The sequence below is a fragment of the Tractidigestivibacter sp. genome, from assembly GCF_050946515.1.
GTDB lineage: Bacteria > Actinomycetota > Coriobacteriia > Coriobacteriales > Atopobiaceae > Tractidigestivibacter.
Genome location: NZ_JBMNUX010000005.1, coordinates 154,507 through 181,089, shown reverse-complemented (window position 1 = coordinate 181,089; position 26,583 = coordinate 154,507). Strand labels below are relative to the sequence as shown.

30 protein-coding genes and 1 pseudogene are annotated in these 26,583 nt (G+C 59.5%); 22 read left to right on the top strand and 9 right to left on the bottom strand.

Annotated features, from left to right (window positions below; translation table 11 throughout):
- Positions 1-168 precede the first annotated feature (168 nt).
- Positions 169-726 (top strand): EFR1 family ferrodoxin, encoded by a 558-nt coding sequence (locus ACOYJL_RS04955; protein ID WP_433569115.1) that lies wholly within the window; start codon positions 169-171, stop codon positions 724-726.
- Positions 727-842: 116 nt separating this feature from the next.
- Here the strand turns inward: ACOYJL_RS04955 and ACOYJL_RS04950 are convergent, their stop codons facing one another.
- Positions 843-1,994, bottom strand: coding sequence for a hypothetical protein (locus ACOYJL_RS04950; RefSeq protein WP_433569114.1), 1,152 nt, complete (start codon positions 1,992-1,994; stop codon positions 843-845).
- A 146-nt stretch (positions 1,995-2,140) separates the two neighbouring features.
- On the opposite strand from ACOYJL_RS04950, the gene ACOYJL_RS04945 reads away from it, so the two are divergent.
- Complete coding sequence (locus ACOYJL_RS04945; protein ID WP_433569113.1) at positions 2,141-2,731, top strand: TetR/AcrR family transcriptional regulator; 591 nt, start codon at positions 2,141-2,143, stop codon at positions 2,729-2,731.
- Positions 2,732-2,917: 186 nt separating this feature from the next.
- Here the strand turns inward: ACOYJL_RS04945 and ACOYJL_RS04940 are convergent, their stop codons facing one another.
- Entirely contained in the window at positions 2,918-3,712 is a 795-nt protein-coding gene (locus ACOYJL_RS04940) for a hypothetical protein (protein ID WP_433569112.1), read from the bottom strand.
- Positions 3,713-3,873: 161 nt separating this feature from the next.
- Between ACOYJL_RS04940 and ACOYJL_RS04935 the strand changes: the two genes are divergently transcribed.
- On the top strand, positions 3,874-4,416 hold the full coding sequence (locus ACOYJL_RS04935) for a TetR/AcrR family transcriptional regulator (protein ID WP_433569111.1): 543 nt from the start codon (positions 3,874-3,876) through the stop codon (positions 4,414-4,416).
- Positions 4,417-4,512: 96 nt separating this feature from the next.
- Positions 4,513-5,283 carry an EFR1 family ferrodoxin gene (locus ACOYJL_RS04930; RefSeq protein ID WP_433569110.1) on the top strand — a complete coding sequence of 257 codons (771 nt, stop codon included), beginning with the start codon at positions 4,513-4,515 and terminating at the stop codon, positions 5,281-5,283.
- A gap of 24 nt (positions 5,284-5,307) precedes the next feature.
- Here ACOYJL_RS04930 and ACOYJL_RS04925 read toward each other — a convergent pair whose 3' ends face one another.
- A complete protein-coding gene (locus ACOYJL_RS04925) occupies positions 5,308-5,640 on the bottom strand; it encodes a winged helix-turn-helix transcriptional regulator (protein ID WP_433569109.1) in 333 nt (110 codons plus the stop codon).
- Positions 5,641-5,768: 128 nt separating this feature from the next.
- On the opposite strand from ACOYJL_RS04925, the gene ACOYJL_RS04920 reads away from it, so the two are divergent.
- From ACOYJL_RS04920 to ACOYJL_RS04905, 4 genes are all read left to right on the top strand, one after another.
- On the top strand, positions 5,769-6,152 hold the full coding sequence (locus tag ACOYJL_RS04920) for a nuclear transport factor 2 family protein (RefSeq protein ID WP_433569108.1): 384 nt from the start codon (positions 5,769-5,771) through the stop codon (positions 6,150-6,152).
- A gap of 12 nt (positions 6,153-6,164) precedes the next feature.
- Positions 6,165-6,743: a flavin reductase family protein gene (locus tag ACOYJL_RS04915; RefSeq protein WP_433569107.1), complete on the top strand. Its 579-nt coding sequence runs from the start codon at positions 6,165-6,167 to the stop codon at positions 6,741-6,743.
- 54 nt (positions 6,744-6,797) lie between these two features.
- On the top strand, positions 6,798-7,346 hold the full coding sequence (locus ACOYJL_RS04910; RefSeq protein WP_433569106.1) for a flavodoxin family protein: 549 nt from the start codon (positions 6,798-6,800) through the stop codon (positions 7,344-7,346).
- A gap of 202 nt (positions 7,347-7,548) precedes the next feature.
- Positions 7,549-8,055 (top strand): hypothetical protein, encoded by a 507-nt coding sequence (locus ACOYJL_RS04905; RefSeq protein ID WP_433569105.1) that lies wholly within the window; start codon positions 7,549-7,551, stop codon positions 8,053-8,055.
- Between the two features lie 81 nt (positions 8,056-8,136).
- Here the strand turns inward: ACOYJL_RS04905 and ACOYJL_RS04900 are convergent, their stop codons facing one another.
- The 3 genes from ACOYJL_RS04900 to ACOYJL_RS04890 all read right to left on the bottom strand — a co-directional run bounded on the left by ACOYJL_RS04900 (position 8,137) and on the right by ACOYJL_RS04890 (position 10,783).
- Entirely contained in the window at positions 8,137-9,324 is a 1,188-nt protein-coding gene (locus ACOYJL_RS04900; RefSeq protein ID WP_433569104.1) for a DUF362 domain-containing protein, read from the bottom strand.
- Positions 9,325-9,526: 202 nt separating this feature from the next.
- Positions 9,527-10,189, bottom strand: a complete 663-nt coding sequence (locus ACOYJL_RS04895; protein WP_433569103.1) for an HXXEE domain-containing protein — start codon at positions 10,187-10,189, stop codon at positions 9,527-9,529.
- Positions 10,190-10,192: 3 nt separating this feature from the next.
- Positions 10,193-10,783, bottom strand: coding sequence for an HXXEE domain-containing protein (locus ACOYJL_RS04890; protein WP_433569102.1), 591 nt, complete (start codon positions 10,781-10,783; stop codon positions 10,193-10,195).
- Between the two features lie 213 nt (positions 10,784-10,996).
- Between ACOYJL_RS04890 and ACOYJL_RS04885 the strand changes: the two genes are divergently transcribed.
- Positions 10,997-11,551 carry a TetR/AcrR family transcriptional regulator gene (locus ACOYJL_RS04885; RefSeq protein ID WP_433569101.1) on the top strand — a complete coding sequence of 185 codons (555 nt, stop codon included), beginning with the start codon at positions 10,997-10,999 and terminating at the stop codon, positions 11,549-11,551.
- Positions 11,552-11,577: 26 nt separating this feature from the next.
- On the opposite strand, the gene ACOYJL_RS04880 is transcribed toward ACOYJL_RS04885, so the two are convergent.
- Both ACOYJL_RS04880 and ACOYJL_RS04875 read right to left on the bottom strand, forming a co-directional pair.
- A complete protein-coding gene (locus ACOYJL_RS04880; protein WP_433569100.1) occupies positions 11,578-12,078 on the bottom strand; it encodes a nitroreductase family protein in 501 nt (166 codons plus the stop codon).
- A 12-nt stretch (positions 12,079-12,090) separates the two neighbouring features.
- On the bottom strand, positions 12,091-12,516 hold the full coding sequence (locus ACOYJL_RS04875; RefSeq protein ID WP_433569099.1) for a MarR family winged helix-turn-helix transcriptional regulator: 426 nt from the start codon (positions 12,514-12,516) through the stop codon (positions 12,091-12,093).
- Between the two features lie 244 nt (positions 12,517-12,760).
- Between ACOYJL_RS04875 and ACOYJL_RS04870 the strand changes: the two genes are divergently transcribed.
- The 4 genes and pseudogenes from ACOYJL_RS04870 to ACOYJL_RS04855 all read left to right on the top strand — a co-directional run.
- Positions 12,761-13,339 (top strand): SDR family NAD(P)-dependent oxidoreductase, encoded by a 579-nt coding sequence (locus tag ACOYJL_RS04870; RefSeq protein ID WP_433569098.1) that lies wholly within the window; start codon positions 12,761-12,763, stop codon positions 13,337-13,339.
- A 24-nt stretch (positions 13,340-13,363) separates the two neighbouring features.
- Positions 13,364-13,945, top strand: a complete 582-nt coding sequence (locus tag ACOYJL_RS04865) for a TetR/AcrR family transcriptional regulator (protein ID WP_433569097.1) — start codon at positions 13,364-13,366, stop codon at positions 13,943-13,945.
- Positions 13,946-14,082: 137 nt separating this feature from the next.
- Positions 14,083-14,214: a hypothetical protein gene (locus ACOYJL_RS04860; protein ID WP_433569096.1), complete on the top strand. Its 132-nt coding sequence runs from the start codon at positions 14,083-14,085 to the stop codon at positions 14,212-14,214.
- A gap of 12 nt (positions 14,215-14,226) precedes the next feature.
- Positions 14,227-15,348: pseudogene (locus tag ACOYJL_RS04855) on the top strand (SDR family NAD(P)-dependent oxidoreductase); the annotation flags it as partial.
- Positions 15,349-15,469: 121 nt separating this feature from the next.
- On the opposite strand, the gene ACOYJL_RS04850 reads toward ACOYJL_RS04855, so the two are convergent.
- On the bottom strand, positions 15,470-16,096 hold the full coding sequence (locus ACOYJL_RS04850; protein ID WP_433569095.1) for a hypothetical protein: 627 nt from the start codon (positions 16,094-16,096) through the stop codon (positions 15,470-15,472).
- Between the two features lie 409 nt (positions 16,097-16,505).
- Between ACOYJL_RS04850 and ACOYJL_RS04845 the strand changes: the two genes are divergently transcribed.
- The 9 genes from ACOYJL_RS04845 (at position 16,506) to ACOYJL_RS04805 (ending at position 26,530) form a co-directional block, all read left to right on the top strand.
- Positions 16,506-18,266 (top strand): ABC transporter ATP-binding protein, encoded by a 1,761-nt coding sequence (locus ACOYJL_RS04845; protein WP_433569094.1) that lies wholly within the window; start codon positions 16,506-16,508, stop codon positions 18,264-18,266.
- A complete protein-coding gene (locus tag ACOYJL_RS04840; protein WP_433569093.1) occupies positions 18,263-20,689 on the top strand; it encodes an ABC transporter ATP-binding protein in 2,427 nt (808 codons plus the stop codon). Before ACOYJL_RS04845 ends, ACOYJL_RS04840 begins: the two co-directional genes overlap by 4 nt.
- Positions 20,690-20,702: 13 nt before the next feature.
- Positions 20,703-21,308 carry an AAA family ATPase gene (locus tag ACOYJL_RS04835; protein WP_433569092.1) on the top strand — a complete coding sequence of 202 codons (606 nt, stop codon included), beginning with the start codon at positions 20,703-20,705 and terminating at the stop codon, positions 21,306-21,308.
- 221 nt (positions 21,309-21,529) lie between these two features.
- On the top strand, positions 21,530-21,970 hold the full coding sequence (locus ACOYJL_RS04830; protein ID WP_433569091.1) for a MarR family winged helix-turn-helix transcriptional regulator: 441 nt from the start codon (positions 21,530-21,532) through the stop codon (positions 21,968-21,970).
- A gap of 56 nt (positions 21,971-22,026) precedes the next feature.
- Positions 22,027-22,680 carry a class I SAM-dependent methyltransferase gene (locus ACOYJL_RS04825; protein ID WP_433569090.1) on the top strand — a complete coding sequence of 218 codons (654 nt, stop codon included), beginning with the start codon at positions 22,027-22,029 and terminating at the stop codon, positions 22,678-22,680.
- Positions 22,681-22,741: 61 nt separating this feature from the next.
- Positions 22,742-23,650 carry a DsbA family protein gene (locus ACOYJL_RS04820; RefSeq protein ID WP_433569089.1) on the top strand — a complete coding sequence of 303 codons (909 nt, stop codon included), beginning with the start codon at positions 22,742-22,744 and terminating at the stop codon, positions 23,648-23,650.
- 246 nt (positions 23,651-23,896) lie between these two features.
- Positions 23,897-24,289: a potassium channel family protein gene (locus tag ACOYJL_RS04815; RefSeq protein ID WP_433569088.1), complete on the top strand. Its 393-nt coding sequence runs from the start codon at positions 23,897-23,899 to the stop codon at positions 24,287-24,289.
- 403 nt (positions 24,290-24,692) lie between these two features.
- Positions 24,693-25,280 (top strand): helix-turn-helix domain-containing protein, encoded by a 588-nt coding sequence (locus tag ACOYJL_RS04810; RefSeq protein WP_433569086.1) that lies wholly within the window; start codon positions 24,693-24,695, stop codon positions 25,278-25,280.
- Between the two features lie 17 nt (positions 25,281-25,297).
- Positions 25,298-26,530, top strand: a complete 1,233-nt coding sequence (locus ACOYJL_RS04805; protein ID WP_433569085.1) for an MFS transporter — start codon at positions 25,298-25,300, stop codon at positions 26,528-26,530.
- Positions 26,531-26,583 lie beyond the last annotated feature (53 nt).

Below are 26,583 nucleotides of genomic sequence, written 5' to 3'. Positions count from 1 at the left end.
GAGTGGGAGTAGGCGAGCCAGCCTCAACCCCCCGAGAGACGTCTACAACCCCTGCAGGCAGACGAAGGGCTCCGTCGGTTCTCGACGGAGCCCTCTGCAGTACTTTTTTGCTGGGTGTTTGTCTGGAGTCGGTGGCGAGAAGAGCATGCACTTCGGGCGTTTTGCGTCATGGCACGGAGGTCGTCCCCTCCCTCCCATGGGGTAACATCAGCGAGCTACGGCACCTCTCCCGGGGCGGTCCCGACCTTCGCGCGGAAGCTCCTGGGATGCAGTGGCATCACGATCGACGCGTTCTACGGCATCCGGATGCCGGACACCTGGACGCAGGAGTTCGACCTCAGCGACAGGGATGCCGTGCGGAGGCTCAACGATGCGGAGCCCGAGCAGATCGACTGGATCGTCGAGAAGGTCCGGCGGGGCTCCGTCGGCAACTTCATGGAGCACCAGCACGGCTACCTCGTCTCCAAGGTCGCACAGGGCATGTACAACCGGTCCGTTCGGAGGACCAGCCACCTCCACGTCGGGGGCGGGTGTATCGGCTGTGGGCTCTGTGCCAGGAGGTGCCCGATCCATGCTATCGAGATGAGGGACGACCGACCCGTCTGGACAAAGGAGAAGTGCGCAATGTGCCTGCGCTGCCTCCACAACTGCCCGAAGTTTGCCATCCAGTACGACGACAAGACGAGGGACCATGGCCAGTACACGCATCCCGTTGCCAAATCCTAGAAGCGTGCCTCGACCCATGCCACCGCAGGCGGTAACCACGGTATTCGCAGAAAGGGGAGGGGCTCCGCCGTATGCTCGGCAGAGCCCCTCCAATGCCCCAGTATTTTTCGGACTGGCTACACTCCGGCGCGCGGGTCCTCGCGACCCGTGTAGTTGTACTCGTAGATCATGTCGCCGCTGCTCTCCTCGACCTTGTCGCCCAGCGTCAGTCTCAGGCTGCCCTTTGCGTAGTAGCGCATGTATGCCGGCGCGATGCCCATGGCGTCGAACTGCTCCTTGGTTCCCCCGACGACCTTGGCCATGTCGCCGAGCTTTTCCTGGAGCCTCTTCGCCTCGGCGGCGTTTGCGGGGGCGCTTCCGTACATGTCTCGCACCTCGAGCTCCTGCTCCCAGGTGACCGTCATTTCGGCGCGGTTCCCGTCGCCGTTGTCGAACACGTAGCGGCTCGTCTTCGGGAAGGGGCGGCCGATGGTGGGCTGCATCTCCTTCTCGGTCTCAAGCTGGTAGTCTCCGTTGGTGGAGAACACGATCTTGCCGGTATCGTTGTCGGCAACCATGAAGTACGGCACATGCGTGAAGCCGAAGCGCTCGTTGCCAACGAACTCGTAGATATAGACCACGTGTTTGTCCGTGTACATGCGGCCCCAGAACCAGTGGTGGAACGCCAGCAGCGGGGAGATGTTCTCCCATTGGTGGTCGTGGTAGCCGAACCCCTGCACGTCGTGCCAGGCGCCGTCGTAAAGCAGCCTGCCCGTGACCCGGCACTTCGGCACGCTCAGGTCGGTGTAGTGGTACTGGTCCTCGTCGCCCAGCGCGATGATTGACGTGCCCTGGCGGAACGGCTCGACGAGCGCGTGGTAGTGCAGGTCGCACGCGAGGCCGTTCGTCTCCTCCACGTGCACGTCGTAGTCCTTGAAGTCGCCCGTGCACCAGTTCGGGCCGAAGTGCACGTCGCACTTGTCGGTGCCGACGTGCGAGTCCTCGGTGCTCGCGTAGGCGAACTCCTGCAGGGTGCGTCCGTCGGGCGGGTTGATGGCGATGTTCAGGTTGGGGGAGTCCCCCGCGAGCATCATCTTCGAGGGCTCCTTCGGTCGGAATGCCACCACGGACTTCGTGCCGTCGTCGAACGTGGCGTCGAAGTACCACACGCCGCCTTCGCCCGGCCCGTCCGTGCCTCGGCGGCCGTCCTCCCACTCCTCGACCTTGCTGGGGTTGATGCCAAGCTTCTCGAAGTCCTCCGGCCTGTCCATGAGCCGCATCCGTTCCATGGCGGAACTCCTTTCGTTGGTGCGTCCACTCCCTTTTGGGAATTAATACAACCTATAGTTGCATTAACGGTAGTATGGCATCCAACAGGGACGACGTAATGCATCGGTTTCGACGCGGAGGTTGCATTCGGAAGGAGGAGGGTTCCATGGGACGGCCCCGAAAGGACGACCCGAGATACGACGCGAAAACTCAGATGATCGAGGCGTTCATCAGGCTCTCGCGCAAAGTGCCGATCGACGAGATCACGGTGAAGATGGTCGTTGACGCCGTAGGGTGCAACAAGACCACGTTCTACTACCACTTCAACTACATCGAGGACCTGCGCCAGGCCGCCATAGAGCAGTCGGGCATCGGCCGGACCACCCACGCGGTCATCGAGAAGGTCCTGAGCGGCGATTGGGTGCAGGACGTTTCGGCCGCCGACTCCCCAGAGGTCAAGATGCTCGACCAGCTCTGCTCGCTTGTGGCACTCAACGCGACGGGTCAGGGTAGGGAGCACATCACCGCCTTCATCAGCTCCGCTCTCGCGCGTGCGCTGGATGTCGACCCGGACTCCACCGACTACCAGACGAACGTCCTCCTCTCCTTCATGACGGGAGGCGTCTGCGATGCGCTCAGGTATCGCGGACAGACGGGCAATGCCATTCCCGTGGACGAGTTCTGCCACTCCATCTACGATACGGTGGCTCCCGCCATCTACAAGAAGCTGCGGGAACGAGCTGCCGCCAAGGCGTGATCCGGATTGGACGACGCGATGCTGCCAGGATGGTGCGGCCGACGGGCACATGGTCCGTCGGCCGCAATACAACAGGCAGTATGAAGGCGCCACAAGCTTGCAAGTACGAAAGCTCATGTGGAATAAGTTGGAGCTGGTCGCGACAACGCAAACCAAGCATTGGCGACGTGTGCCGCCATTTCCCTCCTATTGCTGTGCTGCATAGATGCTGCGGAAGTTGCCGCGCATCTCCAGGGCGAAGTGGAGCTTGTGACCCTCCGGGATGGCCGCCGGTGCGTTCTTTGGGCAGAAGAACGTGGACTTGGTCTTGACGCCGCCCGGAAGCGGGCAGATCTCGTGGATTGCTCCCACATGGATGTTGGTGCCGTCGCTCTTCAGGCCCAGCTCCCCGAACATGACTCCCGGGTACGCTGGGTCGCGCTGGAAGGGGAAGTCCGCCGGGATCTCCTTCGTGCTGCCGACCCCGTAGGTGTGAACCGGTTCTCCGAACATGCCGAAGGCCTCGAAGATAGCCTGCCCGGTCTCAACCTCGCCCTCAACGCCGTAGTGCTCCGGGAAGATCTCGAAGGGGAAGCGCTCGTCCTTGTCGCCGAGGTGCCCGAGCCCTCCGGCGACCTTGGTCATGTCGATGCCGGTTACTTCCATCTCGGTGGTCCCGAACTGGTAGCCCTGGCTGGCGATGGGCTCCTCGTTGTAGGCCTTCCAGCGAAGCTCGGCATCGTCGGAGACTGGCTTCATAATCTGGTTGACCCTGTCCGGCCCCAGCTCCACCTTCAAGTCCACCAGGGCCTTTTTCGCGTCCGCCGGCTCCAGCCAGTTGATGTCCTCATGGCTCAGAGAGCGGCCCTCGTAGACCACGTCCGCCCCTAGGTACTTGAACTCGTGCAGGCAGTGCAGCGTGCGCTCGTACTCGTATCGGTCCAGCTGCCACTCGGTGAACTCCACGCCGTCGATTATTACCTTGATCTTCAGGTCCGCCATTGCCGTTCTCCTTTCGTGAGCGGGGGTCTTTTGGAAGCCCCCTGGAACAAGGCAGCCTGATTATGATGTGAGTCAATGTGTATCATCAATATCCCGACGTGAGACATAATTTCCCGATGTGTCTCCGTTTGGCGAAAGAGCTCTAATGGCGAAAGGAAGGCATGGACAGGAGAAGAGAGGCAAACGCGAGGGCCCGGTCGTCCATCGAGAACGCCCTCATGGAGCTGCTGCAGACGAAGAACTACTCGTCCATCACCGTGACGGACATAGTGAGAAAGGCCGGAGTGGCGCGAGCCACCTACTACCGCAACTACGGCTCCATCGAGGACATCATGGTCTCCATGCTTGCCGGCGTGCGAAGCCAGATTCTGGAAGACGTCGGCCTCAAGACCGACCAGATTGAGAAATCACAGCTTAGCACCGACGTCCTGGAAGTGTTCGTCCGCCACTATCGGCTGAGGCGCCGGGAGATCCTCTCCCTCCACAACAACGGGTTCTCTCCCTCCCTGCTGCAGCTCATGGCAGACTTTGCGGCGGAGTCCATCGGGGACATGCCGGCGAACTCGATTCGCCACTACGATGTCTACGCCCTTCCCAGTGCCATGTACGGCACGCTGATTCGATGGCTCGAGGCAGGATGCCCGGAGAGCGACCGGGAGATGGCCTCATACCTCTCGCACCTCGCAGCGAACGTGCTGGCGTGACGTCCACCACGCGCGGAAGCTCACCCTGAGCCACCTCGCAGCTCTTACATGGGTACCATCAACAAGGTGACTCGCATTTATAGGAAGGGTCCAGCCATGATCCTGTACTTCTCGGCAACCGGCAACAACCGCTTTGTGGCCACAGAGCTGGCCAAGCGCCTTGACGACCACGCCGTCTCAATCGCCAAGATGATTGACGATGACCGCTACGAGGTCTCTCTTGCGAAGGGGGAGAGGCTAGGATTTGCCTTCCCAACTTACTTCTACGGCTTTCCGTCCATAGTCTCCGAGTTCCTCCAGAAGCTCTCGGGCAGCTCAAAGGGGCACTACGTCTACCTCGTCGCGAGCTATGGCAGCTCCCCTGGGGCAACGCCGACCTTTGCGAAGAAGCTTCTGGACCATAGCGGCATCACCATTGACGCGTTCTTTTGCATCCGGATGCCAGACACCTGGACGCCGGGGTTTGACCTCAGCGACAGGGATGCCGTGCGGAGGCTCAACCAGGCGGAGCCCGAGCAGATCGACGCAATCGCCGAGAAGATCCTGTCGGGCTCTGTCGGCAACTTCATGGAGCACCAGCACAGCTACCCCGTCTCCAAGGTAGCGCAGGGTCTCTACGACGGTTTCGCGCGGAAGACCAGTCACCTCAGCGTAGGGGACAGCTGCATTGGCTGCGGGCTGTGCGCTAAGAGGTGCCCGGTGCAGGCAATCGAGATGCGCGACGACCGGCCCGTCTGGGTCAAGGAGCGCTGCGTCATGTGCCTGCGCTGCCTCCACAGCTGTCCGAAGTTCGCCATCCAGTACGACAAAAAGACGAGAAGCCACGGCCAGTACACGCACCCGACGATCGTGGACCAGGACAATTAGCCGCTGCCTGTTTCATCCTAGCCCCTACAACCGGTGCGTGTCTCCCCACTCGCACATCTGGTCGAGGATGGGCATGAGCGACTTTCCCCGCTCGGTCAGCGAGTACTCCACCTTGGGCGGAACCTGGGGGTACTCCTCCCGGTGGACCAGCTGGTCGCGCTGGAGCTCCTTGAGCGTGGAGCTGAGCGTCTTGTAGGAGATGCCCCCGATGTAGCGCTGCATCTCGTTGAAGCGCACCACGCCGAACTCCATCAGGGTGTAGAGAATCGTCATCTTGTACTTGCCGTTGATTAGCGACAAGGTGTAGCTGAACCCCGTCTCGCCCAGACTCTCGTCAGATATGCAGCGCTCGCCCATACACTTTCCTTTATGCCAGTACATTACCTGAATGTGCGTACTTGTCGTTACTGTAGCCAGAATATATGTTGAGCGAGAAGGGTTGTCAATCATGTATCTGCTGCACGAACGTCTGCAAGGAGGCAAAGATGAGGTCGGAGATCAAGGAGTACCAGGCTGTTGAGGAAGCAGCGATGAAGTTCGTCAAGAGCGTTGCGGAAGGAAACAGCAAGTACGCGCGGGAGCTCTTCTCTGACGAGGCGGTCCTGTTCGGCTATCTGGACGGCAAGCTCGAGCACGGTTCGATCGAGCAGTTCTACCACAACGTAGATACCGTCCCTGGTGGCGACAACTTCAAAGCCCGTGTGGACGTGCTCATGGTGGAGGAGTCCATCGCCGTCGTCCGCGTTCTGGAAGAGGGCTGGGGCAATCGCATCGACTTCACCGACGTGCTGCTGATGCTGAAGATGGATGGCGAGTGGAAGTGCGTCGCCAAGGCCTACAACCAGAACTCCAACACGATTCAGCAGTAGGGAGCATGAAAAATGACCAAGGATCTTGGAGCAAAGCCGTACCTGTTCCCGATGCCCACCTATATGATTGGCACCTACAACGAGGACGGCACCGTCGACGAGATGATGATGGCGTGGGGCGGCATCTGCGCGGAGGACATGGTGGCCTTGAACCTTGAGGCTCAGCACAAGACGGTGGCGAACATCAGGGCGCGTGGCGCGTTTACCCTCGCCGTCCCCGGTACCGACACGCTGGACGAGTCCGACTTCTTCGGCATCGCGACCGCCAACAAGATGCCCGACAAGTTCGAGCGGAGCGGGCTACATGCCCGGAAGAGCGAGCGCGTCGACGCGCCGATTGTCGAGGAGTACCCCGTCACTCTTGAGTGCGAGGTCGTCGAGATGCAGGACCAGCCGTACGGACTACGAGTCCTCGGAAGGATTGTCAACGTCGTCGCAGACGAGGGCGTGCTCGACGAGAAGGGCAGGATTGACGCGGGTAAGCTCCACGCGTTCGCCTTCGACCAGATGCGCAGCGGCTACTACGCGATAGGCGATCAGGTTGGGAGCGCGTGGCACAATGGCGTTGACCTGATGAAGGGCACGAAGTAGCCAGCTCCAAGCTCGTTAGGCTCGATCGTGCGAGTTGGAAGGCGGAGGGAAAGCATGAGCAAGAACATCGTTATTCTGAATGGCAGTCCTCGTCGCAAGGGCAATACCTCCACGCTGGCGAAGGCTTTAGCGAAGGGGGCTGAGGAGAGCGGCAACAAGGTGACCGAGTTCTTCCTCCAGGGCATGGAGATCAATGGCTGCATGGGCTGCTTCGGTGGCCACAGCGCGCGGGAATGCCCCTGCGTGCAAAAGGACGACATGGCAAAGATCTACCCTGCCGTCAGGGATGCGGACGTCGTCGTTCTCGCCTCCCCGCTCTACTACTGGAACGTGAGCGGTCAGTTGAAGACCGCGATCGATCGCCTCTTTGCCCTTGAGGAGGGCGATGGCCAGCGCCTGCGTGGCAACGGCAAGGCGGGAGTCTTGCTGATGGCGGCAGAGGGCAGCGCGTTTGAGGACGCCCTGAGCTGGTACGACCACCTTATGGGGCACCTGCAGTGGAAAAACCTCGGCTCGGTTCTCGCTGGTGGCAACGGGGCCATCGGTGACATCGAGGGTAAGCCCGAGGTCGAGAAGGCCTACCTCCTTGGCAAGTCAATCTAGCGGCCTCAAACCAAGGGGAACTTGTGGAGATGGACAGTCCTTGGGCGCTCCGTCGGCTAGAATGACCACTCGGTTCTAAAGGAGTCCCGATCTCACGGCGGACGTATGCCCGCCGTAAGGAAGTCGCCCTCAGCAGCTGGCCTTTCCCGCTGCGTTGCGCCCCCGTCAGAGGAGGGGCACAACGAGCGAGAAAGGCTTTTCTATGCCCAGAAACAGCAAAGAAGGAATTCTCTTCAGCTTCACCATGTCCGCAATCATGATCTACGTGATGGCGGCACTTAACTACGGCGTCCGCACGGGCGACCTTAGCGCCGTCGCCTGGACCAACGCGCTTGTCAGCTTCCCGCTGGGCTATCTGGTGGGGATGATCTGCGACCTGTTCATGTGCACGCCGCTCTCCCGCAAGCTCGCGAGCATGTTCTGCAACGAGGATGACCGTGGCGTCTGGTGGGGCATCACCATCAAGTTCGTCATGGTCGTCCTCATGACCGTCTGCATGACCATCTTCGGCGCCATCATGGCGTTCGGGGTGGGGCAGCAGACCGTTGGCGCGTTCTTCACCCTGTTCCCCTACAACTTCACCATTGCATTGCCTATCCAGATGCTGGTCGTGGCGCCCCTCTCTGGCAAGTTCGTCCACGCAATCGGCGACCGCTTCGGCTGGAACGGCGAGCAGAGCGTGAGGGGCACCGCCACCGCTGAGTCCTAGCGAATCAACCGACTGTCACGATGCATAATGCCCCGTCTCCGGCGTGCTTTAGTGCTCGGGGCGGGGCATTCGGCTTCGGCGCTACTTGTCTGTTTGCTCCTCCAGCTGCGGCACGAGCCACCCCTCGAACAGGCTTCGGTTCAGCGCCAGCACCTCATCGGACGAGAGGGAGCTCTCTCCACCGAACCATGTGGCTATCTGCGAGAAGATCGCGGAGAAGAACATGTCGAACAGCGCCCGAACGTGCGGGTCTTTCAGGTCTGCACTCAGCCGCTGGGCATAGATTGGCGTGACCGCTCGCTTGAGCTTTTCGGTAAACCTCGAGCGGTTGGTGGGGGAGAAGAGCACGCCAAGCTGCATGACGTGCGTCTCGCTAAGGCTCGCGAACGCCCGCACGAGTCCGTCCATTGGGTCATCGACGGTCTCTGCCGGCGAGCCATCGCAATCACAGTCTACTGACATGTTGTTCAGCACGTTGATGCATGCCATCCGGTCTCCCATCGCATCGAAGACTCCCTTGGCGAACTCGGCTACGCGCTCGACGAATGGCGCTCCGGTAGTGAAGGAGCTTGTATGGACGGACATCTTTCCAGGGATGGTGGCTAGCCCTATCGCGAGATTCTTAAAGGTTCCGCCGAACCCCGCCATCGCATGCCCCTTGAAGTGGGCAATCGAGATGATTGAGCCGTAGTTCGCGAAATGAGAGCCGACCTCCGCTTCGGTAAGTTGCGCGCCGCCCTCGATAGAGAGAGTCATTCCGCCATCGCGGTCGAGAATGTCAACAGGCGCATACGTAAATCCGTGCTCGCTCGCGAGCGAAGCGTACCCGTCAGCAGTAGAACGCGTCCCGTAAAGTACTGTGCTGTCGATGAACGTGCCATCCACTTGCTTGACCAGCGGCTCCAGAAGGGTCGGCTGTAGATAGTAGGGGTTGCCCTCCTCGCCCATATGAAGCTTGATGCCCACGTTGCCGGTCGGCTGCCATCCAAGCGCCTCGTATACAGCCACGAGACCCTCGGGCGTGATGTTGCGCGTCGCGTATACCTTTACCGCTCCGGGCGTGCTCCTGTCTGTTTTTATCGCCGAGCCGCTCGTTGTCTGGGCGTCGTCCTGGGCAATTGCGTCTGTGGAGTCTTGGGTCTCTTTGGCGCATCCGTCAAGGGCTGCTGCGGCGACGGCGCCTGCCCCCAGAGAAGCGGAGAGCTTGACGAAATTCCTCCGGTCGATCCTTCGAGAAGCCATCATGCTATCAAGATTGCTTTGGTACATGAAGCGCGCCCCCTTTTTCAACGACCAATCGTCCTGCGAACGCAAATGCGCGCTATGCACAAGCGCTTGCCTCGAAAGTATCGGCTCTGGGGCGGTCCCACAATGGTCGGTATCTTTCGGGAAGGACAGATAAGGGGTCACACTATTAGAAACCGTACCAACAACTCAACCTTGCCTGATGCCTTTCTTCCGCTTGGGCCCCTTAGCGCTTTGCCCTGAGGTCCACATTCTTGAGGAAGGGGTCGGACAGCGCTACCTCCTCCTCCGTAAACGCCCAAGTGCCAGACTTGCTTCCCATCCACGTGTAGAGCGGGCTGCGGAACACGAGCCAGTAATTGAACACGATCCATGCTAGGGCGAGAAGGACGTCCCATCCGGTATAGGCGCCTGTTGGAACGGTCTGCGCCAAGTACCAGAGCGACACGGGGAGCAGCCCGAACACTGCCGTCCCAAGCCCAGGGTTGTAGAGGCGCTTGATTCCCAGAGGGAACCCCATCAGGTGCATTGCCACCTCTAGGAAGGCGAACAACGCCACCGTCAGCGTCAAGAAGCGAACGTCCGGCAGCGCCAGCGCGCTCCCAAATACGACGATGGCAAACCACCAGTTGCCGAAGAGCGCGTTCAGCTGGTTCAGGCTCCAATGTCGCGCGTCGCGGTCGGTGATCTTCATCTCTACGTACAATCCCATGCGCGGGAAGCCTCCGGGGCAGCCGAACTCCTCAAAGAAGTGGAGGAACAGCACCGCCATCGAGGCGAGCACCATCCGCTGCTGAAGGTTCCAGACGCCCATTGCGAGAACGATGGCAATCGCACCTGCGACGTAGGCCGAAATCTTGTACCAGCTGTAGACAAACTTTCGAGCCATTGCCTACTCACCATCCTTGTTCGTCGCCTGGGTGCCGAAGGTTGCAAACGCGCGGACCTTCTCGAGCTGCTCAACTTGCCATTCGGGGACGTCATAGGGAGAGTCCTTGCGCTTGAGCAGCTGCACCGGGGCAACAACGCTGCAGAGAGCTATTCCAATAAACGCGAGCACCGCATAGAGCCATTGGATTCCCGCGATCAGCCCTTGGCCGGCCGTGACCGAGATGTAGGCGACCGAGATGGGCAGGAAGAGGAACACGGAGGTTGCCATGCCTGGGTTGTACCAGGTGTGCATCTTCACGTTCATCTGGATGCCGTGACCGAGCACCTGATACAGGTCGAAGAACATGGTTGCCATGCCGAGCCAGGCGAGGTCAGGAAACGCGAGCGCCAGGGCGTAGAACACGTATGAGAGCAGGTTCACTATCATGCTTGAGTTCCAGTTGCCCGGATAATGGCGGAATAGCTGCTCGTCTGCACCATAGAAATAGCGGTTGATGACCACGGGGCCGCCTCCCGGGAACTGGTACTCCTCAAATTGATGGAGGAGGAGCGCCATCAGCGACGCATATAGGAGGGTTTGCACGGTTCCCATGCTTCTTAGGAACAGCAGCCCGCAAAATGCCATCGCGACAAACACCAAAAAGCCGACTCTGAACCAGTTGTCCCGAACGAACCTCATCGCTTCCCCCTTGCATCTTGGTCGATACGTTTGGTTATAATTCGACAAATGTCGATTACACAACTACACGTTTAGTCAATGTGACGTGAGAGAGACAGTTCGATCGAAAATGTCGAGAGGAGCGCGATGGTCGAAGAAAATCAGCGCGTCAGGCTGACAAAGCGCTTGTTAAAAGAGGCCCTCATTGACCTGCTGGAAACCGAGCCCCTCCAGAAGGTCAGCGTGAGCGAGTTGTGCAAGGCGGCGGGCATCAACCGGACAACGTTCTACAACCACTACGGGAACCCCGCCGACGTTTTGGACGACGTCGAGCACGATGTCTTCGAAGAAATCCAAGAGCTTTTGAAGCGAGAAGGGCAACCGCTCACGCTTGCGCGACGTGTGGAAATCATTGCTTCGTATCTTCGCGAGCACGCGCGCATATCCAAGACCGCGTTTGCCAGCGAGGCCACCCCTTCCGAGCTCGCTCTGGCGCTCTTTCAGCTGCGGCTCGGACAGGAAGGGGAGATTGCCGCGGCCTTCTCGCGCTACGGCCAGTCCACGCGGAAGCTCCTGCAGGTCTTTCTTGAAAATGGCATCTATAGCCTCGTGCGCACCTGGCTTTTGGATGACGTGCCGATAAGCCCGAAAGAGCTCGGCGAGCTCGCCGAGAAGGTCGCGCTGCAGGGGTGGGCGCACTAAAAAGGGCGGCAGCGCCGCCCTTTGTTCTATCGAATGTAGTGGACCTTGCTCTTGTCGAAGCGGTCGGGCTGCTCCCGCTCGCTTTCGGGGTAGCCGACAGGGATGATGGTGAACGCCTGCTTCCCCTTGGGAAGACCAAGGATCTCGTTCACCTTCTCGACGCGCTCCTTGTGTGGCGCGATGCCCAGCATGACCGCGCCAAGCCCCAGGTGGTCCGCCTCAAGCCAGATGTTCTCGGCTGCAATGGCGCCGTCGATATCGTTGTACTCCGGCATAGCAGTGTCTTCGTTGTAGGCGATCACGATTGCCATGGGCGCGTTCTTTGCGGGGCTGGAATAGGGGCTTACGTCCTTGCTGCCCAGCCTTTTCAGAATGTCCTCGTTCTCGACGACGTAAAACTCCCAGGCGCGCTGGTTTCCAGCGGTCGGGGCGCTCATGGCGGCCCTCAGCAGTTGCTCGACCTTCTCGGGCTCTACCGGCTGGTCTGTGAACTTTCGCACGCTTGACCTGTGAAATATCTCCTTCATGGTTCACTCTCCCTAGAACTTCTCGATTTCCTCACTCAGCTGCGTGAAGAAGCGCGTGGTTAGCTCGACGAACTCCTTGCGTTCGTTCTCGTCCCAGGCATCGGCGATGCTCGCCTCTATGTTGAGCAGCCGTCCTACAGTGTCGCGGGACCTTTCTCTGCCCTTCTCGGTGAGGAACACCCTGGTGTTGCGACCGTCGCCCGGCTCCAGATAGAGAAGGCCGTCCTTCTCCATCTTGCGGATGGCGGAGTTGATTGTGGAGCGCCTCTGGCCGGTGCGCTTGTAGAGCTCGCTTTGGTTGCAGCCTTCGCCGTAGCGACCGATGACGTAGAAGATGCTCATCTCGCTGTCGTTGAGGCCGAGCTTGAACGCCGCCCGGTGGAACGCCGAGTTGATGACGCCATTGATGACGCCGACGTCCTCGTCTGTCTGAGCCATGCTGGTCTCCTTCATGCATGTACGAAATCGTACATTACCAATCTAGTACGATTTCGTACATGCAGCATGGCCTGCACGAACGCTCCATCATCTGACACAAGCGGAGCGCTCGTCGCAATGAGCTGGCGCGATTTGATAGTTAGTTGGCATCCCATGATGTTCTCTTGGCGCGTTTTGGTCCGTAGTATGTGCGTCGTCGAGCGAAACGCACCCCAACAGACGGCAACGCGTCAGAAGGAGACTCATGATGAAGAACCTCGCCCTTATCACCGGATCATATGGCGGACTCGGGACCTGCTTTGTGAAGCTTCATGGCGCAGCAGGCGGAGACATGATCTTGGTCGGTCGCAACGCGTCAAAGCTTGAGGCGCAGGCAAAGGAGGCGTCGGCTGCATATGGCGTCGAGACGCATACCATCGCCGTAGACCTCTCGAAGCCCGAGGCAGCCCAGACCATCTATGATGCCTGCAGAGCAAATGGCTGGAACCCCGACGTGATCATCAACAATGCGGGCTTCGGCGGGCAGGGTGACTTCGCGCGCGAGCGCAGCATTGAGCAGGACATGTCCATGATTGCTGATGTCGCCTCCGAGTTGGGGATGAGCAAGCGCTCGCTGCAGCGGGCGCTCGCGGCCGAGAATACCACGTTCCAGAAGCAGCTCAATAACACACGCGAGATCTTGGCCCGACACTATGCCGCCAACACCGACATGCCCGCGCGCGACATCGCCTACCTTCTGGGGTATGCCGAGGTGAACTCGCTTCTGCGGTCGTTTTCCAACTGGACCGGCAAGGGGCTTGCGGAATATCGGGCTGGGCTGTAGCCTGCCGAGCTGCGAGGAGGACTTATGGCACGACCAAAGGCAAATTCGAGCATCCCCAGCGCGCGCGATCGAATAGAGGACGCGTTCTGGGAGATGCTTGCCAGCACGCCCTTCTCGCAAATTACTGTTTCGGCCATCTCGGCCAAGGCGGGAGTCAACCACAACACCTTCTATTATCACTTCTCGAGCATTGAGGACCTTGCCGAGAAGGTGTTCAAGGAGAACATGCTCCCAGAGTTGCCGACTATCATGTTGCCTGTTCTTTCCGGTGTGGCGACGGAGGCTGGCGGCGCACTGAATCCTGACAAGCTCTCCTTCCACTTTCGTCGAGCGCGTCTCTACGCCGCCAGCGACTCCTCGCTTCTTACCGGCATACTGCGCGACTCTATTACCAGGCTTTGGCTCGACGCGGCGGGAATCGATGAGTCGCAGCTTCTTCAGCCGGAACGCGACCAGCTCGCATTCATTTTTGGAGGCATCGTTTCGATGATTGCCGATATGGGGGAAGACGCCGACGTCGGGCGCATGGAGAAGCTGGTGGAAAGCCCCCTTGGCAAGGGAATCCTTGCGTCCCTGTCGGCCATCGCGACGCGCGACCGGGGTTGATTCGACCGCGTCCGTGTGCCCCTTTCAGCGAAACTAGATAAACTCACCCGGACCCTCTGTTTAACTAGACATTTCGTCTAATTACGATTGCGTCATGGAACAACGAGAAGCCCCAACGAAAGGGAGCGTGTATTTTCATGATGCAGTCGTACTTCACCATTCCTGATCCCAAGCCGTTCGACCAGCTGCTCTCGCTTGAGGGCAAGACCGCCATCGTTACCGGAGGAGGACGCGGCCTTGGCAAGTACGTCGTGATGCGCTTTGCCTAGGCAGGCGCGAACGTCGTGTTCTGCGCACGCCACGCCGACCAGCTCAAGACCGTCGCTGATGAGTTTGCCGAGCTTCCCGGGACCTTGGCTCCGGTAACGGCCGACATCAGCGACGCCGAGGATCGCCAGCGCCTTATCGACACCGCGTGCGAGAAGTTCGGCGGTCTCGATATTCTCGTGAACTGTGCGGCCATCTACCCGCCGGGCGACTCGTTCAGCGTCGACGAGAAGACCTGGGACTCCATGCACGACATCAACACCAAGGCGGCGTTTTTCCTCTCGACTGCCGCGGCGCGCGTCATGGCTGACCAGGGGCGGGGTGGCAGGATTATCAACTTCCTCTCGACCGCATGCGTGAATGCGGCGCCTATGTTCTCGGCATACGCCATCTCGAAGGCGGGCGTTTGGGAGATGACGCGCGTCATGTCCAAGGAGTTCGCAAGGTACCGCATCACCGTCAATGCCGTGACGCCCGGTGCCACCCTTACCGAGGAGAAGGCCGCGGCGCTTGCAAGCGGCCACTTTGCCGAGCAACTCCAGAGCAAGCTCGGCGTTGAGCCGTCTGAGATGCTCGACCGTCTGAAGTCCATGGGCGGCAGCGTCGGCGAGATGCTCAGGCAGCGAATGCCGATGGGGCGCATGGGCTACCCCGAGGACCTCGCCAACGCCGTGCTCTACCTTGCGAGCGACATGGCGTCCTATGTCACCGGGCAGAACATCGTGGTCGACGGAGCGCAGGTCGACAATTCCACCGTGAGCATTCCCGCCACGCCTGTTCAAGCGGGGGAGAAGGACGCTCCGGAGGCGGGAGCCGTCGAGGGCTCGGATGAGCCGGACTCTGGGCTGGCGGGCCGCTATACCGCGAGCGTCGACACGCCCATGGGAAAGCAGCAAGCGGAGCTTGACCTTGCGACGGACGGCACCGCGCTTTCGGGAACCATGACGTTCATGGGCAAGAAGCTGCAGATTGAGAGCGGCAAGGCGACGGCTGCGGGATTTCGCTACGAGATTCATGTCAAGGCGATGATGAGAAAGATGGGCGCAACCGTCCATGGCACGCGTGACGGGGACACGCTTTCCGGAGCGATCGACAGTCCCATGGGGTCGTTCGCGTTTACGGGGAAGCGCGCATAGTCGGGAGCGCGACATAGGCTCTTGTCGGCAAGAATAAGACGGGCGTCCGGACGGAATTACTATCCGCTCGAGCGCCCGACGCATTTCGGTCATAAGACCATGGACGCGGCATCACAAATTACTAGTGGCTCGCGACTTTCTCCACCTGCTTGAGCTTTCCCAGACAGACGATGTAGGTCACATCGAACACGAGGCAGATGGCGCCCATCAGCAGGATGTAGATGTTGAATCCCTCTACGATGCCGCCGAGAATCGTTGGCGCGACGGTACCCACGCACTTGCAGACTGCCATGAGCATAGACTGCCCGGGGGCGCCGTCCTGATTCAGCAGGGTGTTGAGGAACAGGATCGACATCACGGCGTTCTGCGCGAAGGCGGAGTACTGCGAGGCTGCCACAACGTTGTCAAAGTGCAGGTAGAAGGCGAGCTGCGCCACGGCGCAGGTAGCAAGAGCCAGCAGAGTGTAGGGGACAAACCAGCTGCGGGCACCCTTGGGGACGAGCCCTCTGCCGAACTTGAAAAAGCTCACGAGGATGGCGACGTCGCAACAAGCCCACGCCACGTTGGCGACGCTCTGGGCGAGAACGAACGCCCGGTTGATAAAGAGCCCGTCAATCGAGTACAGGACCTCCCATGCAAAGTTGAGCCCCAACGCAAACAGCGGCATTCCGCAGGTCTTGTCTCTAAAACCTCCCCGTATGAGTTCGATGTAGGCAATCGTCCAGCAGACACCGCTTATTACGACCAATGCGGTCCCCATCGTTCACACCCCCATGCGTTGACGTGCGTACGAAGCCGTTCTCCCAGTGCCATACCGAGGGAGGCTAGCAGACCATGTCCTTCTCGCGCCCTGCCCATTCTTATAGACAGGAATCTCCCCACGGGAAGACCGCACCATAAACATACAACAGTTGTGCAAATACGGTACAAATTAGCCGATAGTGCTTCACATCCTTCCGAGAGCTGTCCTTCGAGGGCGGCGCGGGTACATCTTTGCCAAGCTGATTGTTTCATTCAGCTTGTCTGCGCCAAGGGACGGATCGTTCGTGGCACGGTCAACCTCGCCCGGGGCATAGCTTGCCCTTCTTGCGATGATCGTCCCAATAGCGCCTGCCCAACAGGGCAAATGACTGAGCTACGGAATGGATGGAAGGCGCATGTTAAAAATACTGAGAAACTTCTCTGCTAGGGATGTGGGGCTAGCGCTTGTGGCGTTGGTTCTCACGTTCATTGGGGTCTGGGCGGACCTCACCATACCGGACTATATGTCAGAAATCACGACGCTGCTCGAGACGTCGGGCTCCACGATGCAGGAGATTTTGGACGTTGGCGGAAAGATGCTGGGCTACGCCCTTATCAGTCTTGCTGCTGCGGCGGGCATTGCCATCTGCTCGTCTGCGCTCTCGAACGGGTTCTCAGCAAGGCTGCGGGACATGCTTTTTAAGAAGGTGCAGTCCTTCTCGATGGAGGAAATCGGGCAATTCTCCACGTCCAGCCTGATCACCCGCTCAACCAACGACGTAATGCAGATCCAGATGTTCATAGTCATTGGGCTGCAGATGCTCATGCGTGCGCCAATCATGGCGGTATGGGCGATAGCGAAGATTGCCGGCAAGGCCTGGCAGTGGACATTTGCGACAGGCGTGACCATCGCGTTGGTCGTCGGCGTTGTGCTCGTCGTCATCGCTGTGGCGATGCCCAAGTTCAAGAAGATGCAGGAACTGACTGACCGACTCAACGTGGTTACGCGCGAGAACCTCACTGGGCTGCGCGTCGTGCGCGCCTATAACGCCGAGAAATACCAGGAGGAGAAGTTCAAGAAGGCCAACGATGACCTCACCAGCGCCAACCTCTACACGATGCACGCGATGTCGTTCCTGATGCCCAGCATCATGGCTGCCATCAACGGGCTCATGCTGGCAATCTACTGGATTGGCGCCATCGTTATTGAGAGCGCGGGCCTTGGCAGCAAGATCTCGCTCTTCTCAGACATGGTCGTCTTCTCGCAGTATGCCATACAGGCAGTGATGGCTTTCCTCATGCTCGTGGTCATCTTCATGGTGCTGCCAAGGGCCAGCGTGGCCGCCGGTCGTATCAACGAGGTTCTGGACACCCCTACGGCGATTAAGGATGGCGCCGAAACCAAGGGGCTCGACGGGCATGAGGGCGAAGTCGAGTTCAAAAACGTGAGCTTTCGCTACCCGGGCGCTGCCGATGACGCCCTGCACGACATCACGTTTTCCGCAAAGAAGGGCGAGACCGTCGCCATCATTGGCTCGACCGGCAGCGGCAAGAGCTCCCTCATCAACCTCATTCCGCGTTTCTACGACGTGACCGAGGGCCAGGTGACGGTGGACGGCCGTGACGTGAGGGAGTACTCCGAGAAGTCGCTGCGCGACAGGATTGGCTACGCATCTCAGAGCGCAACGCTCTTCACGGGAACGGTGAGGTCCAACGTCGACTACGGCGACAACGGGCGCGGACCCATCGGGGACGACGAGGTCCGGGATGCCGTACGGACGGCGCAGGCAGACGAATTCGTCGAGAAGATGGACGGTCAGTACGACTCCTATGTCGCACAGCTGGGCGGAAACCTTTCGGGCGGCCAGAAGCAGCGCCTTTCGATTGCCCGCGCGATTGCGCGCAAGCCCGAGATTCTGATATTCGACGACTCGTTCTCGGCCCTTGACTACAAGACGGATCGCGTCCTCAGACAAGAGCTGGACAAGTCTTGCAAAGGCATCACCCGCATCATCGTGGCGCAAAGAATCGGAACCATTCGCAATGCGGACAAGATTCTGGTCTTGGACAACGGGCGCCTTGTGGGGATGGGGACGCACGATGAGCTGATGGAGAGTTGCGAGGTATACCAGCAGATTGCCCTGTCGCAGCTCTCTAAGGAGGAACTGGAGAAATGAGCGAAGCAGAGCAGAAGGGAAGCATGGGCGGAGCCCCTCGGGCGACGGCCGCACGCTCTCATGGTGAGCCGGGAGGGGGTCCTCGCGGCGGCGAGAAGGCCAAGAACTTCTCGGGCACCTGGAAGAAGCTTCTGGGGTACTCGCGCAGGGACGCGGCGCTGCTTGTGGTGGCGCTCGCGTGCGTCGTGGTCGCGACGGTCTTCACGCTCGTCGGACCAAACAAGCTGGGAGACCTCACCGACCTTATCTCCGATGGCATCAAGCCTGACACCGATGCCCTCGAGGAGGTCTCAACCTCAATCGTGGACAACATGGGGGCGAACACCGAGACGGTCGCGCAGCAGATAGGTGCCAACATGCAGGACCAGCAGGCGCTCCAGCAGAACCTTGCTGCCGCCTTGGCCTCGGATGAGGTTCCGGACGCGGACAAGCAGAGCCTCATGGCAATGGCCCAGGCAGGCGAACCCGACTTGGACGCCCTCGCGGGGCTAGACGACAAGACCCTTGATATCCTCTTCGGCGAAATCGAGGTCAACGGGTCGGCAATCTCCGGCTCCGAGCAGGTGGCGGCCCTTCAGGCGATTCAGAGCCTCGAGACGACCTCTTCGTCCGACGACTCGCAAGAGGCTCTTCAGGGCGTGAGCTCCTTTGCAGAGGAGCTCCCGGATTCGGTGAGGGACGCAATCTTCACTACGGTCGAGGTCGACGGGACCGAAATCTCCTCGCAGGACCAAGTGGACACGCTGAGCGTCCTCTCGGGCATCGACACCGATGACACCGAGGCCGTCATGAACAACCTTGAGAGCCTCCCGGACTCCGTCTATGGGCTCATCAAGCCGACCATGGACCTCGCGGCTATCCGGGACATCGCGCTGTTCCTAGTCTGTCTCTACGTCGCGAGCTTCGTGCTCCAAGAAGTCCAGGGGTGGATTACGGCATCGGTGACCCAGCACTTCTCGCAGAAGATGCGAGACGACATCTCGGGCAAGATCAACCGCCTTCCCATGTCTTGGTACAACAAGCACACTACCGGAGACGTGATGTCCATTGTCACCAACGACGTTGACCTCATTGGGCAGAGCCTTAACCAGAGCCTTTCCACGCTCGTTTCTTCGGTCGTTCTGTTCCTGGGCAGCCTCATCATGATGCTCGTCACCGACGTGCGCATGACGCTAGCCGCTGTTGCCGCATGCCTCATCGGGTTCGTGCTCATCTTCCTGATCATGGGACACAGCCAAAAGTACTTCGCTCGCCAGCAACACGACCTGGGCAAGCTCGATGGCTATATAGAGGAGAACTACGCGGGTCACACCGTGGTCCAGGCGTACAACGGAGAGAAGAACGCAGAGCGCGACTTCGAGGCGCTTAACGCAGACCTTCGAAAGAGCGGTTTTCGCGCTCAGTGCCTGTCAGGACTGATGCAACCAATCATGGCCTTCATTGGCAACCTTGGCTATGTTGCAGTCTGCGTGGTCGGTGGTGTATTGACCCTTAACGGCGACATTGAGTTTGGCGTCATCGTCTCGTTCATGTTGTACGTTCGCTACTTCACGCAGCCCCTTGGCCAGATTGCCCAGGCGATGCAGTCGCTCCAGTCGGCGGCAGCGGCAGGCGAGCGCGTCTTCGGCTTCCTCGAGGAGCCCGAGATGGAGGACGAGTCCGGAAAGACTGCGCGGCTCCAAAAGGCGAAGGGGCAAGTCGATTTCGACCACGTTCGCTTTCGCTATGACGGCACCGATCACGACGTGATCCATGACTTCTCCGCTCGCGTAGAGCCCGGGCAGAAGGTAGCCATCGTCGGCCCGACTGGCGCTGGCAAGACCACCATGGTGAACTTGCTTATGCGCTTCTACGACCTCGACGGGGGAGAGATCCGCATTGACGGGGTGCCGACCAGCAGCATGAGGAGGGAGGATGTGCACTCCCAGTTCTGCATGGTCCTCCAGGACACGTGGCTCTTTGAAGGCACGGTTCGCGAGAACCTCGTGTACAACACCCCAGACGTGAGTCAGCAGAAGATCGACGATGCGTGCCATGCCGTGGGGCTCGACCACATGATTGCGACGCTGCCCCAAGGCTACGACACGGTCCTCAATGACAAGACCGGTCTGTCCCAGGGTCAGAAGCAGCAGCTTACCATCGCGCGCGCCATGATCGCGGACAAGCCGATGCTCATCCTGGACGAGGCGACCAGCTCCGTAGACACGAGAACCGAGCTCAAGATCCAGAACGCGATGGACGCCCTGATGGAGGGACGCACCTCCTTCGTCATAGCCCACAGGCTCTCGACCATCCGCGATGCCGACCTGATCCTCGTGATGCGGGACGGCAACATTGTGGAGAGCGGCACGCACGAGGATCTTCTCGCTCGGGGCGGCTTCTACGCCACGCTTTACAACAGCCAGTTTGAGGACGCTTCCTGATAGGGGGTAGCAGATGAGTGCGTCATACATGACGATAGAGCGCGAGTACGGCTCGGGCGGGACGGCCATCGCGAGGGCCGCGAGCAAGCGGTCGGGCGTGCCCTGCTTCGGGCGCGAGATTCTAGAGATGGTTTCTCGCGAGAAGGGCATCTCCGTCGAAAGTATCGAACAGTACGAAGAGTCAGCAAAAACGAGCCTCTTCTACTCGCTGTACGCGATGCAAGAGGCTCGCAGCGGGCAGGGTGACATGCTCGAGCAAGATGGTCGCGTCTTTGTGGCGGAGCAGATGACCATCGAGAGAATTGCCGACGAGAACCGTCGCGCTATCCTCTTGGGGCACTGCGCTGCGCAGGCACTAGCGGGAAGGCAGGGTGTCGTCCGGGTGTTCATCACCTGCTCCGACGCCGAGGCAAAGCGCGAGCGGATTATGCGCGAGTACGATGTGCCTGCGGAGCGCGTTGAGGCCACGAGGAGGTTCTACGATCGCAAGCGAGCCAACTACTTCAAGGTGAACACGGGCCACAGCTGGAGGGACGCGGAAAACTACGACGTGACCGTGGACACGGCCAACCTGGACCTTGACGACTGCGCTTCGATGCTCGCGGGGCTCTTTGGCTAGTACGGAGTGCGGCTCCTCATCCGGGCGGTCCCATTGAAACGTGCGCGGTGGCGTGGCTTGTTCACGTCGCCGCGCTTTCTTTTTCGCTGCCCGGGGATGAGGGCGCTAGCCGCTACGGCGCCAGGAGATGTGACGGAAGTGTGGAGGGCTCGTCTCGTGAAATAAAGCTCTAACTAGAGGAATAATGCCTCTAGTTAGAGATGAAAGGGAGGGACAAGGACATGTACGACGACAGCTATATCCTCATCAAGATGCACCGCATCAACGCGCGCATCGACCGCGCCACCGCGCGCATCGCCGCAGTACATGGGCTTACGCTAAGCCAGTTCGGCGTGCTGGAGGCCCTCTACCATTCCGGCGACATGACGGTTGGGGAGGTCAGGGATCACATCCTTTCGTCTGACGGGACAATTCCCGTGGTAGTCCGCAACTTGGAGAAGCGCGGACTGGTGAGTCGCCGCGAGGACGAGCGCGACCATCGCCGCCACATCCTTTCGCTTACCGAGGAAGGCCGCAAGCTCATCGCCACGGTCTATCCCGAGAACGAGCGGATGATCGAGCAGCAGATGTCCGTCTGGACCTCCGAGGAAAAGCGCCGACTTTCTGCCTTGCTCCGCAAGTTCGGCACGCGGGAAGACGCCGCCGGCGATCCTGAGGCCTAGCTACATCTCATGGCGAGGAGCACGGCAGCGAGGAAGTTGGCCTGGAGGCGTTTGTGATGACTGAGGTGTTGAAGTTGCTGCGCTTGGCGCCTGATGGACGGGAGGGTGCCGATTACCGGCCGAGGGTGCTTGACCTGGGCTGCGGCCCCTGCGAGGAAGGCGACGCGCTTCTCGCCGCTGGCGCGCGGCTCACGTGCGTCGACCAAGACGGCGAAACCAACGCTCTTGTGCGTGAGCGCATTCCCGAGGCTGAGGTCGTAACGGCTGATGCCGCGCAGTGGCTTGCAGCAGGTCGCGGACCCTATGATGCGGTGCTCGTTCGGCGGCCTGACCTTTTCCACAGGGTGCGCAACTGGCAGCAGGTGTTCGATCTGATTCCCGCGGTGTTGGCCCCTGGCGGCAGAGTGGTGGTAACGACTCCCGGCAGGGGGGAAGCGCGCTTGGTAGAGCGGTGGCTTTCGGGCTATTCGGGAACGGTGACGGAAATAGAAACGGGTACGGCAGAGGAGGGATGCGCAATCGTGGCAGAGAACGTAAGGAAGGTCGAAGCTCCCGACGGAAGCCTTCGGGACAATGAACGCGCAAGCCTCGTGCAGTCTCTCATGTGGGAAGACGACGAGCCAGCCATGGTCTGCGACGTGAGGACGGGCAAGTGCACGATGGTTTCGAGCGACGGTCGGCCTGACGACGGGCAATCCGACAGCGAGTGACCCGGCGGGAAATTTTTTTGAGGAAAAACATCTAATTAGAGATAGATGAGGAGGCTCTCTTATGAGCAGCAAGAACGTTGAAAAGAAGGGCACCAAGCTTGAGGTTATGGTCTTTACGGACCCGTATTGCTCCTGGTGCTGGGCAACTGAGCCGATGATCCTCTCCATGATGGAGCGGTATCGCGAGCAGATTCACTTCAAGTACGTGTTTGGCGGGCTGATCAAGGACTTTGACGACTTCTACGATCCCGACAATGACATTCGCGACGCCGCGGCGACCGAGCCACACTGGAAGATGGTGTCGGAGCGTACGGGGCAGCCGATTAACGAGAAGCTTTGGGAGGACATCGCTCCTATCAGGCATTTCTCTACATGGCCGGCGAACATTGCAGCGAAAGCTGCGTTCCTCCAGTCTGAGGAGGTTGGATTCCGCTACCTGCGCCGTCTGCGCCGCGCCGCCCTTACTGAGCGAAAGATCATCTCCAAGAGTGAGGTATTCGAGCAGTTGGCGCGCGAGACTGAGGGACTGGATTACAAGCGGTTCCGCAACGACGTCGCAAACGGCACGGCCAAGAGCGCATTTCTGGAGGACCAGGTGACGTGCGCCGAGTGGCAGACCTGGGGATTTCCGACCATGCTCTTCTACAAGGAGGGGGCGGACGTGCGGCATCTCACGCGTGGCGACGCGACCTATGTTGGCGGACACCGGTCCATGGAGACCTACGACATGGTGATTCATGACCTTTGCCCGGACATCCACGAGTACGAGCCGCGCTCCGAGGTTGAGCTCCTTGCCGACTATGGTCCCATGACTGAACGCGAGCTCGGACAGGTGCACAGCCGCACCAAGGAGGAGGAGCTTGCAGTGCTCGAGGGGCTTGAGCGCGATGGCGCGGTCGCCCGCACTGAGCGCGTTCGCGGCAACGTGTGGTCGCTGCCCGCAAAGGACGAGAGTGCGAACGTGGCGTGACGCCTCTCTTGTAGCGAAATAGCAATTGGGCTTGGAAGTAGCGCCCCGCACCGGCGAATGGGCCGTCGGTTCGGGGCGAGCTTTCGAATTGGGGAGCGACGCTTGGAGTACGATGTCGTGGGCGTCTTCGAACGCCCGGTAACGTAGACACCCGTGCAAGCGGGTTGGGCGGGGGCGGCGATGATGGGCGTTAAAGGCGGAAGGCAGTCAACGCGGGTGCGGCCAGTTCAAGTGTGCGGACACGTGATGCGTCTTGTGAATGCGGATAAGATCCTTGTGTCGTATGCTGCATTCCTGTTCGTAGCCGCAGCGTTGTTGTGGGTGCTCGAGCCGGAGACGTTTTCGGGGTACGGTCGTGCTCTGTGGTTTCTGTTTGAGACAATTACGACCATCGGATACGGTGACATCGTCCCTGCAACATTTGCCTGCCGTGTGATTACGGTAATCGCAGGTCTTTCGGCCCTCGTGATTGTCGGATTGGTCACGGGCATTGTGGTGGACTACTACACCGAGCTCAATCGTCTGCGCAACAACGAGAGTTTTCTTGCGTTTGACGATTGCATGTGCCATGTGAGCGAGCTCTCGCCTGAGGAGCTCAAGAAGCTGCAGGACGACTACGTCTCTTTCCGAAAGAAGTAGCGCGCGGCCTTGCTGGCGGTCTCTGGCTAGTTAGCGGCTTGGGGGCGTGCGCAGAAAATCTTCGGTTGTAGGTCTTTTTTACGGGGAGCGCTAAGTATCACCCCAATAGTGCCATTTGTATACCTGCGGCTATATAAATAGTTAGCCTTTTCGTACTCGGTCTTACCGGTAAAAAAGACCTACAACCGAAGATTTTCTGCAGAGGTCTGGCCGTAGGCCCGTCCTTGGCGGACGAACAGAGCCGTGGGCCCGGAAATACGGGTGTATTTCCGGGCCCACGGCTCTGTTTTATGGTCCGCTTGCGCTTGATGAGCTCGAATTGAGATGCCTATATTTCTAGAATGTCAAAATAAAGGAATTAAATCCAAGATATCGGCTAATCCATTATAGTGGAAATCGTGACATGCCAGAACAGGACATCGCGGAAGGGTCGTTCATGACAATCCAAGACAATCTCGCAGAGAACTTAAAGAACATCCGTGCCAAGCGGCATCTGACGTTGGAAGAGGCCTCAAAGTTAACTGGCGTCTCCCGCAGCATGCTCTCGGCTATCGAAAAGGGGGACGTAAATCCCACCATCTCGGTCATCTGGAAGATCGCCAATGGCTACAAGGTCAAATTTTCCTCGCTGATGGAAGACAAGAAGCAGACTTATAACGTGGTTCGTGTCGAAGACATCAAGCCACTGACCGAGGGAGACGGACGCTACGTCAACTATCCCGTGTTCCCGTTCGATGAGAAAACCCTCTTTGAGACCTATCGCATCCGCATCGACCGCGGCGGTCATCTTGAGGCTAAGCCGCATATGCCGGGGACCGAAGAGTACATCACCGTTTTCTCCGGAAAGGTTCGCATCACCGCTGGGGAAGAGGGGGCGGATCTCTCGGAGGGAGACTCCATTCACTTTTTGGCAGATATGCCGCACTCGTATCGCAATATCGGCGATGACACCGTGTGGCTTTCGATGATTCTGTATTACCGGCCGCTCTAGGGATGGGGTTGCAAGGCATGGGAACCATTCAGAAGAAACAAGGTGAAGGCGAAAGGAGCTCGGTAGCTCGCAGTATCCTTCTGGTCGCCTTGGCGTGCGTCGTGTTTGGCGTACAGCAAGGTATCCACGACAACTACGGCATCATGATGACTGGGCTTCTGGGGCCAACTGGTCTCAGCTACTCAGACATCAGCTTCTGTATCGGGGTCGGTGCCCTCATCTACGGCTTCGCGCAGCCCTTCATGGGAATGCTCGCTATCCGGACGTCGCACCGATTTGTGCTGATACTGGGCACTGTGCTCATGGCGACCGGTCTGCTCCTCACACCGCTCTGCCGCAGCTTTGTCACGTTGTTGCTCTGCTTTGGCATCGTGCTACCGCTCGGCACTACGGGCCTTGCGCTTGGCATCCTTATGAGCGCCATCACGCCCATCATTGGCGAACGGAGGGCAGCTGCGGCGTCAGGCCTGGTCCAGGCGGCTGCGGGCATCGGCGACGCCCTCATGTCGCCCACCTTGGAGTCGCTCATCTCAAGCTTCGGCATCCAGCCCGCCATGTCGGTCTTCGCGATTCCGCTCCTTCTGTTTATCCCCATCGCTATCTGGATTGGCGCAATGAGCAGGCGCTATACCAAGCCAGAAGAGGTTGAGCAAGTCAAGAACGAGACCATGACCTCCATGATCAAAGGCGCCCTCAAGGACAGAGACTACCGCCTGGTAACCATGGCCTTCGCTACCTGCGGATTCAACATGTCCATTATCGAGAGCCACCTGTTCTCGCAGTTCGTCTCATGGGGCATCCCGAGCCAGACAGCCTCCTACATCATGACCGTATATGGCATCTTCACCATGATCGGTGCCACCGCCACCGGCTTCCTCTGCACCCGCTTCCGCACCAATCGCGTGCTAGGCACGGTTTACGCGATTCGCGTGGTCGTTTCGGTGGCAATGCTTTTGCTGCCAAAGACTGTTGCGCTCGCCTTGGTGACGACGGCGTTGCTTGGCTGCTCGGGCGACGCCACGGTTCCGCCGACCACCTCGGTCATCACCAAGAGATTCGGCGCAACCAGGATGGCCGTTCTCTATGGCTTCGCCACGGTCGGTCACCAGATTGGGGCCTTCTTCAGCTCGTATCTTGGCGGCGTGTTCGTCGACCTCGGTCTGGGCTATGCTCCGTTGTGGATTATGAACATGTGCCTCGCGACATTTGCGGCCGCATCAAGTTACCGCATTGGCACCCAAGCAAAGTAGCTTCGGGCACGAAAAAGCATCGGCTTTCAACTACCACGTTGTTAAGGAGATTG

Excerpts from the sequence above, each read along its gene's own strand:
- ACOYJL_RS04950 (WP_433569114.1), bottom strand. The coding sequence starts at position 1,994 with ATGGAACGGATGCGGCTCATGGACAGGCCGGAGGACTTCGAGAAGCTT.
- ACOYJL_RS04830 (WP_433569091.1), top strand. The coding sequence starts at position 21,530 with ATGTACGACGACAGCTATATCCTCATCAAGATGCACCGCATCAACGCG.
- ACOYJL_RS04840 (WP_433569093.1), top strand. The coding sequence starts at position 18,263 with ATGAGCGAAGCAGAGCAGAAGGGAAGCATGGGCGGAGCCCCTCGGGCG.
- ACOYJL_RS04805 (WP_433569085.1), top strand. The coding sequence starts at position 25,298 with ATGGGAACCATTCAGAAGAAACAAGGTGAAGGCGAAAGGAGCTCGGTA.
- ACOYJL_RS04930 (WP_433569110.1), top strand. The coding sequence starts at position 4,513 with ATGATCCTGTACTTCTCGGCAACCGGCAACAACCGCTTTGTGGCCACA.
- ACOYJL_RS04845 (WP_433569094.1), top strand. The coding sequence starts at position 16,506 with ATGTTAAAAATACTGAGAAACTTCTCTGCTAGGGATGTGGGGCTAGCG.
- ACOYJL_RS04875 (WP_433569099.1), bottom strand. The coding sequence starts at position 12,516 with ATGGCTCAGACAGACGAGGACGTCGGCGTCATCAATGGCGTCATCAAC.
- ACOYJL_RS04885 (WP_433569101.1), top strand. The coding sequence starts at position 10,997 with ATGGTCGAAGAAAATCAGCGCGTCAGGCTGACAAAGCGCTTGTTAAAA.
- ACOYJL_RS04945 (WP_433569113.1), top strand. The coding sequence starts at position 2,141 with ATGGGACGGCCCCGAAAGGACGACCCGAGATACGACGCGAAAACTCAG.
- ACOYJL_RS04900 (WP_433569104.1), bottom strand. The coding sequence starts at position 9,324 with ATGTACCAAAGCAATCTTGATAGCATGATGGCTTCTCGAAGGATCGAC.
- ACOYJL_RS04895 (WP_433569103.1), bottom strand. The coding sequence starts at position 10,189 with ATGGCTCGAAAGTTTGTCTACAGCTGGTACAAGATTTCGGCCTACGTC.
- ACOYJL_RS04815 (WP_433569088.1), top strand. The coding sequence starts at position 23,897 with ATGCGTCTTGTGAATGCGGATAAGATCCTTGTGTCGTATGCTGCATTC.
- ACOYJL_RS04865 (WP_433569097.1), top strand. The coding sequence starts at position 13,364 with ATGGCACGACCAAAGGCAAATTCGAGCATCCCCAGCGCGCGCGATCGA.
- ACOYJL_RS04955 (WP_433569115.1), top strand. The coding sequence starts at position 169 with ATGGCACGGAGGTCGTCCCCTCCCTCCCATGGGGTAACATCAGCGAGC.
- ACOYJL_RS04820 (WP_433569089.1), top strand. The coding sequence starts at position 22,742 with ATGAGCAGCAAGAACGTTGAAAAGAAGGGCACCAAGCTTGAGGTTATG.
- ACOYJL_RS04880 (WP_433569100.1), bottom strand. The coding sequence starts at position 12,078 with ATGAAGGAGATATTTCACAGGTCAAGCGTGCGAAAGTTCACAGACCAG.
- ACOYJL_RS04860 (WP_433569096.1), top strand. The coding sequence starts at position 14,083 with ATGATGCAGTCGTACTTCACCATTCCTGATCCCAAGCCGTTCGACCAG.
- ACOYJL_RS04835 (WP_433569092.1), top strand. The coding sequence starts at position 20,703 with ATGAGTGCGTCATACATGACGATAGAGCGCGAGTACGGCTCGGGCGGG.
- ACOYJL_RS04825 (WP_433569090.1), top strand. The coding sequence starts at position 22,027 with ATGACTGAGGTGTTGAAGTTGCTGCGCTTGGCGCCTGATGGACGGGAG.
- ACOYJL_RS04920 (WP_433569108.1), top strand. The coding sequence starts at position 5,769 with ATGAGGTCGGAGATCAAGGAGTACCAGGCTGTTGAGGAAGCAGCGATG.
- ACOYJL_RS04810 (WP_433569086.1), top strand. The coding sequence starts at position 24,693 with ATGCCAGAACAGGACATCGCGGAAGGGTCGTTCATGACAATCCAAGAC.
- ACOYJL_RS04935 (WP_433569111.1), top strand. The coding sequence starts at position 3,874 with ATGGACAGGAGAAGAGAGGCAAACGCGAGGGCCCGGTCGTCCATCGAG.
- ACOYJL_RS04915 (WP_433569107.1), top strand. The coding sequence starts at position 6,165 with ATGACCAAGGATCTTGGAGCAAAGCCGTACCTGTTCCCGATGCCCACC.
- ACOYJL_RS04890 (WP_433569102.1), bottom strand. The coding sequence starts at position 10,783 with ATGGGAACCGTGCAAACCCTCCTATATGCGTCGCTGATGGCGCTCCTC.
- ACOYJL_RS04925 (WP_433569109.1), bottom strand. The coding sequence starts at position 5,640 with ATGGGCGAGCGCTGCATATCTGACGAGAGTCTGGGCGAGACGGGGTTC.
- ACOYJL_RS04905 (WP_433569105.1), top strand. The coding sequence starts at position 7,549 with ATGCCCAGAAACAGCAAAGAAGGAATTCTCTTCAGCTTCACCATGTCC.
- ACOYJL_RS04910 (WP_433569106.1), top strand. The coding sequence starts at position 6,798 with ATGAGCAAGAACATCGTTATTCTGAATGGCAGTCCTCGTCGCAAGGGC.
- ACOYJL_RS04870 (WP_433569098.1), top strand. The coding sequence starts at position 12,761 with ATGATGAAGAACCTCGCCCTTATCACCGGATCATATGGCGGACTCGGG.
- ACOYJL_RS04940 (WP_433569112.1), bottom strand. The coding sequence starts at position 3,712 with ATGGCGGACCTGAAGATCAAGGTAATAATCGACGGCGTGGAGTTCACC.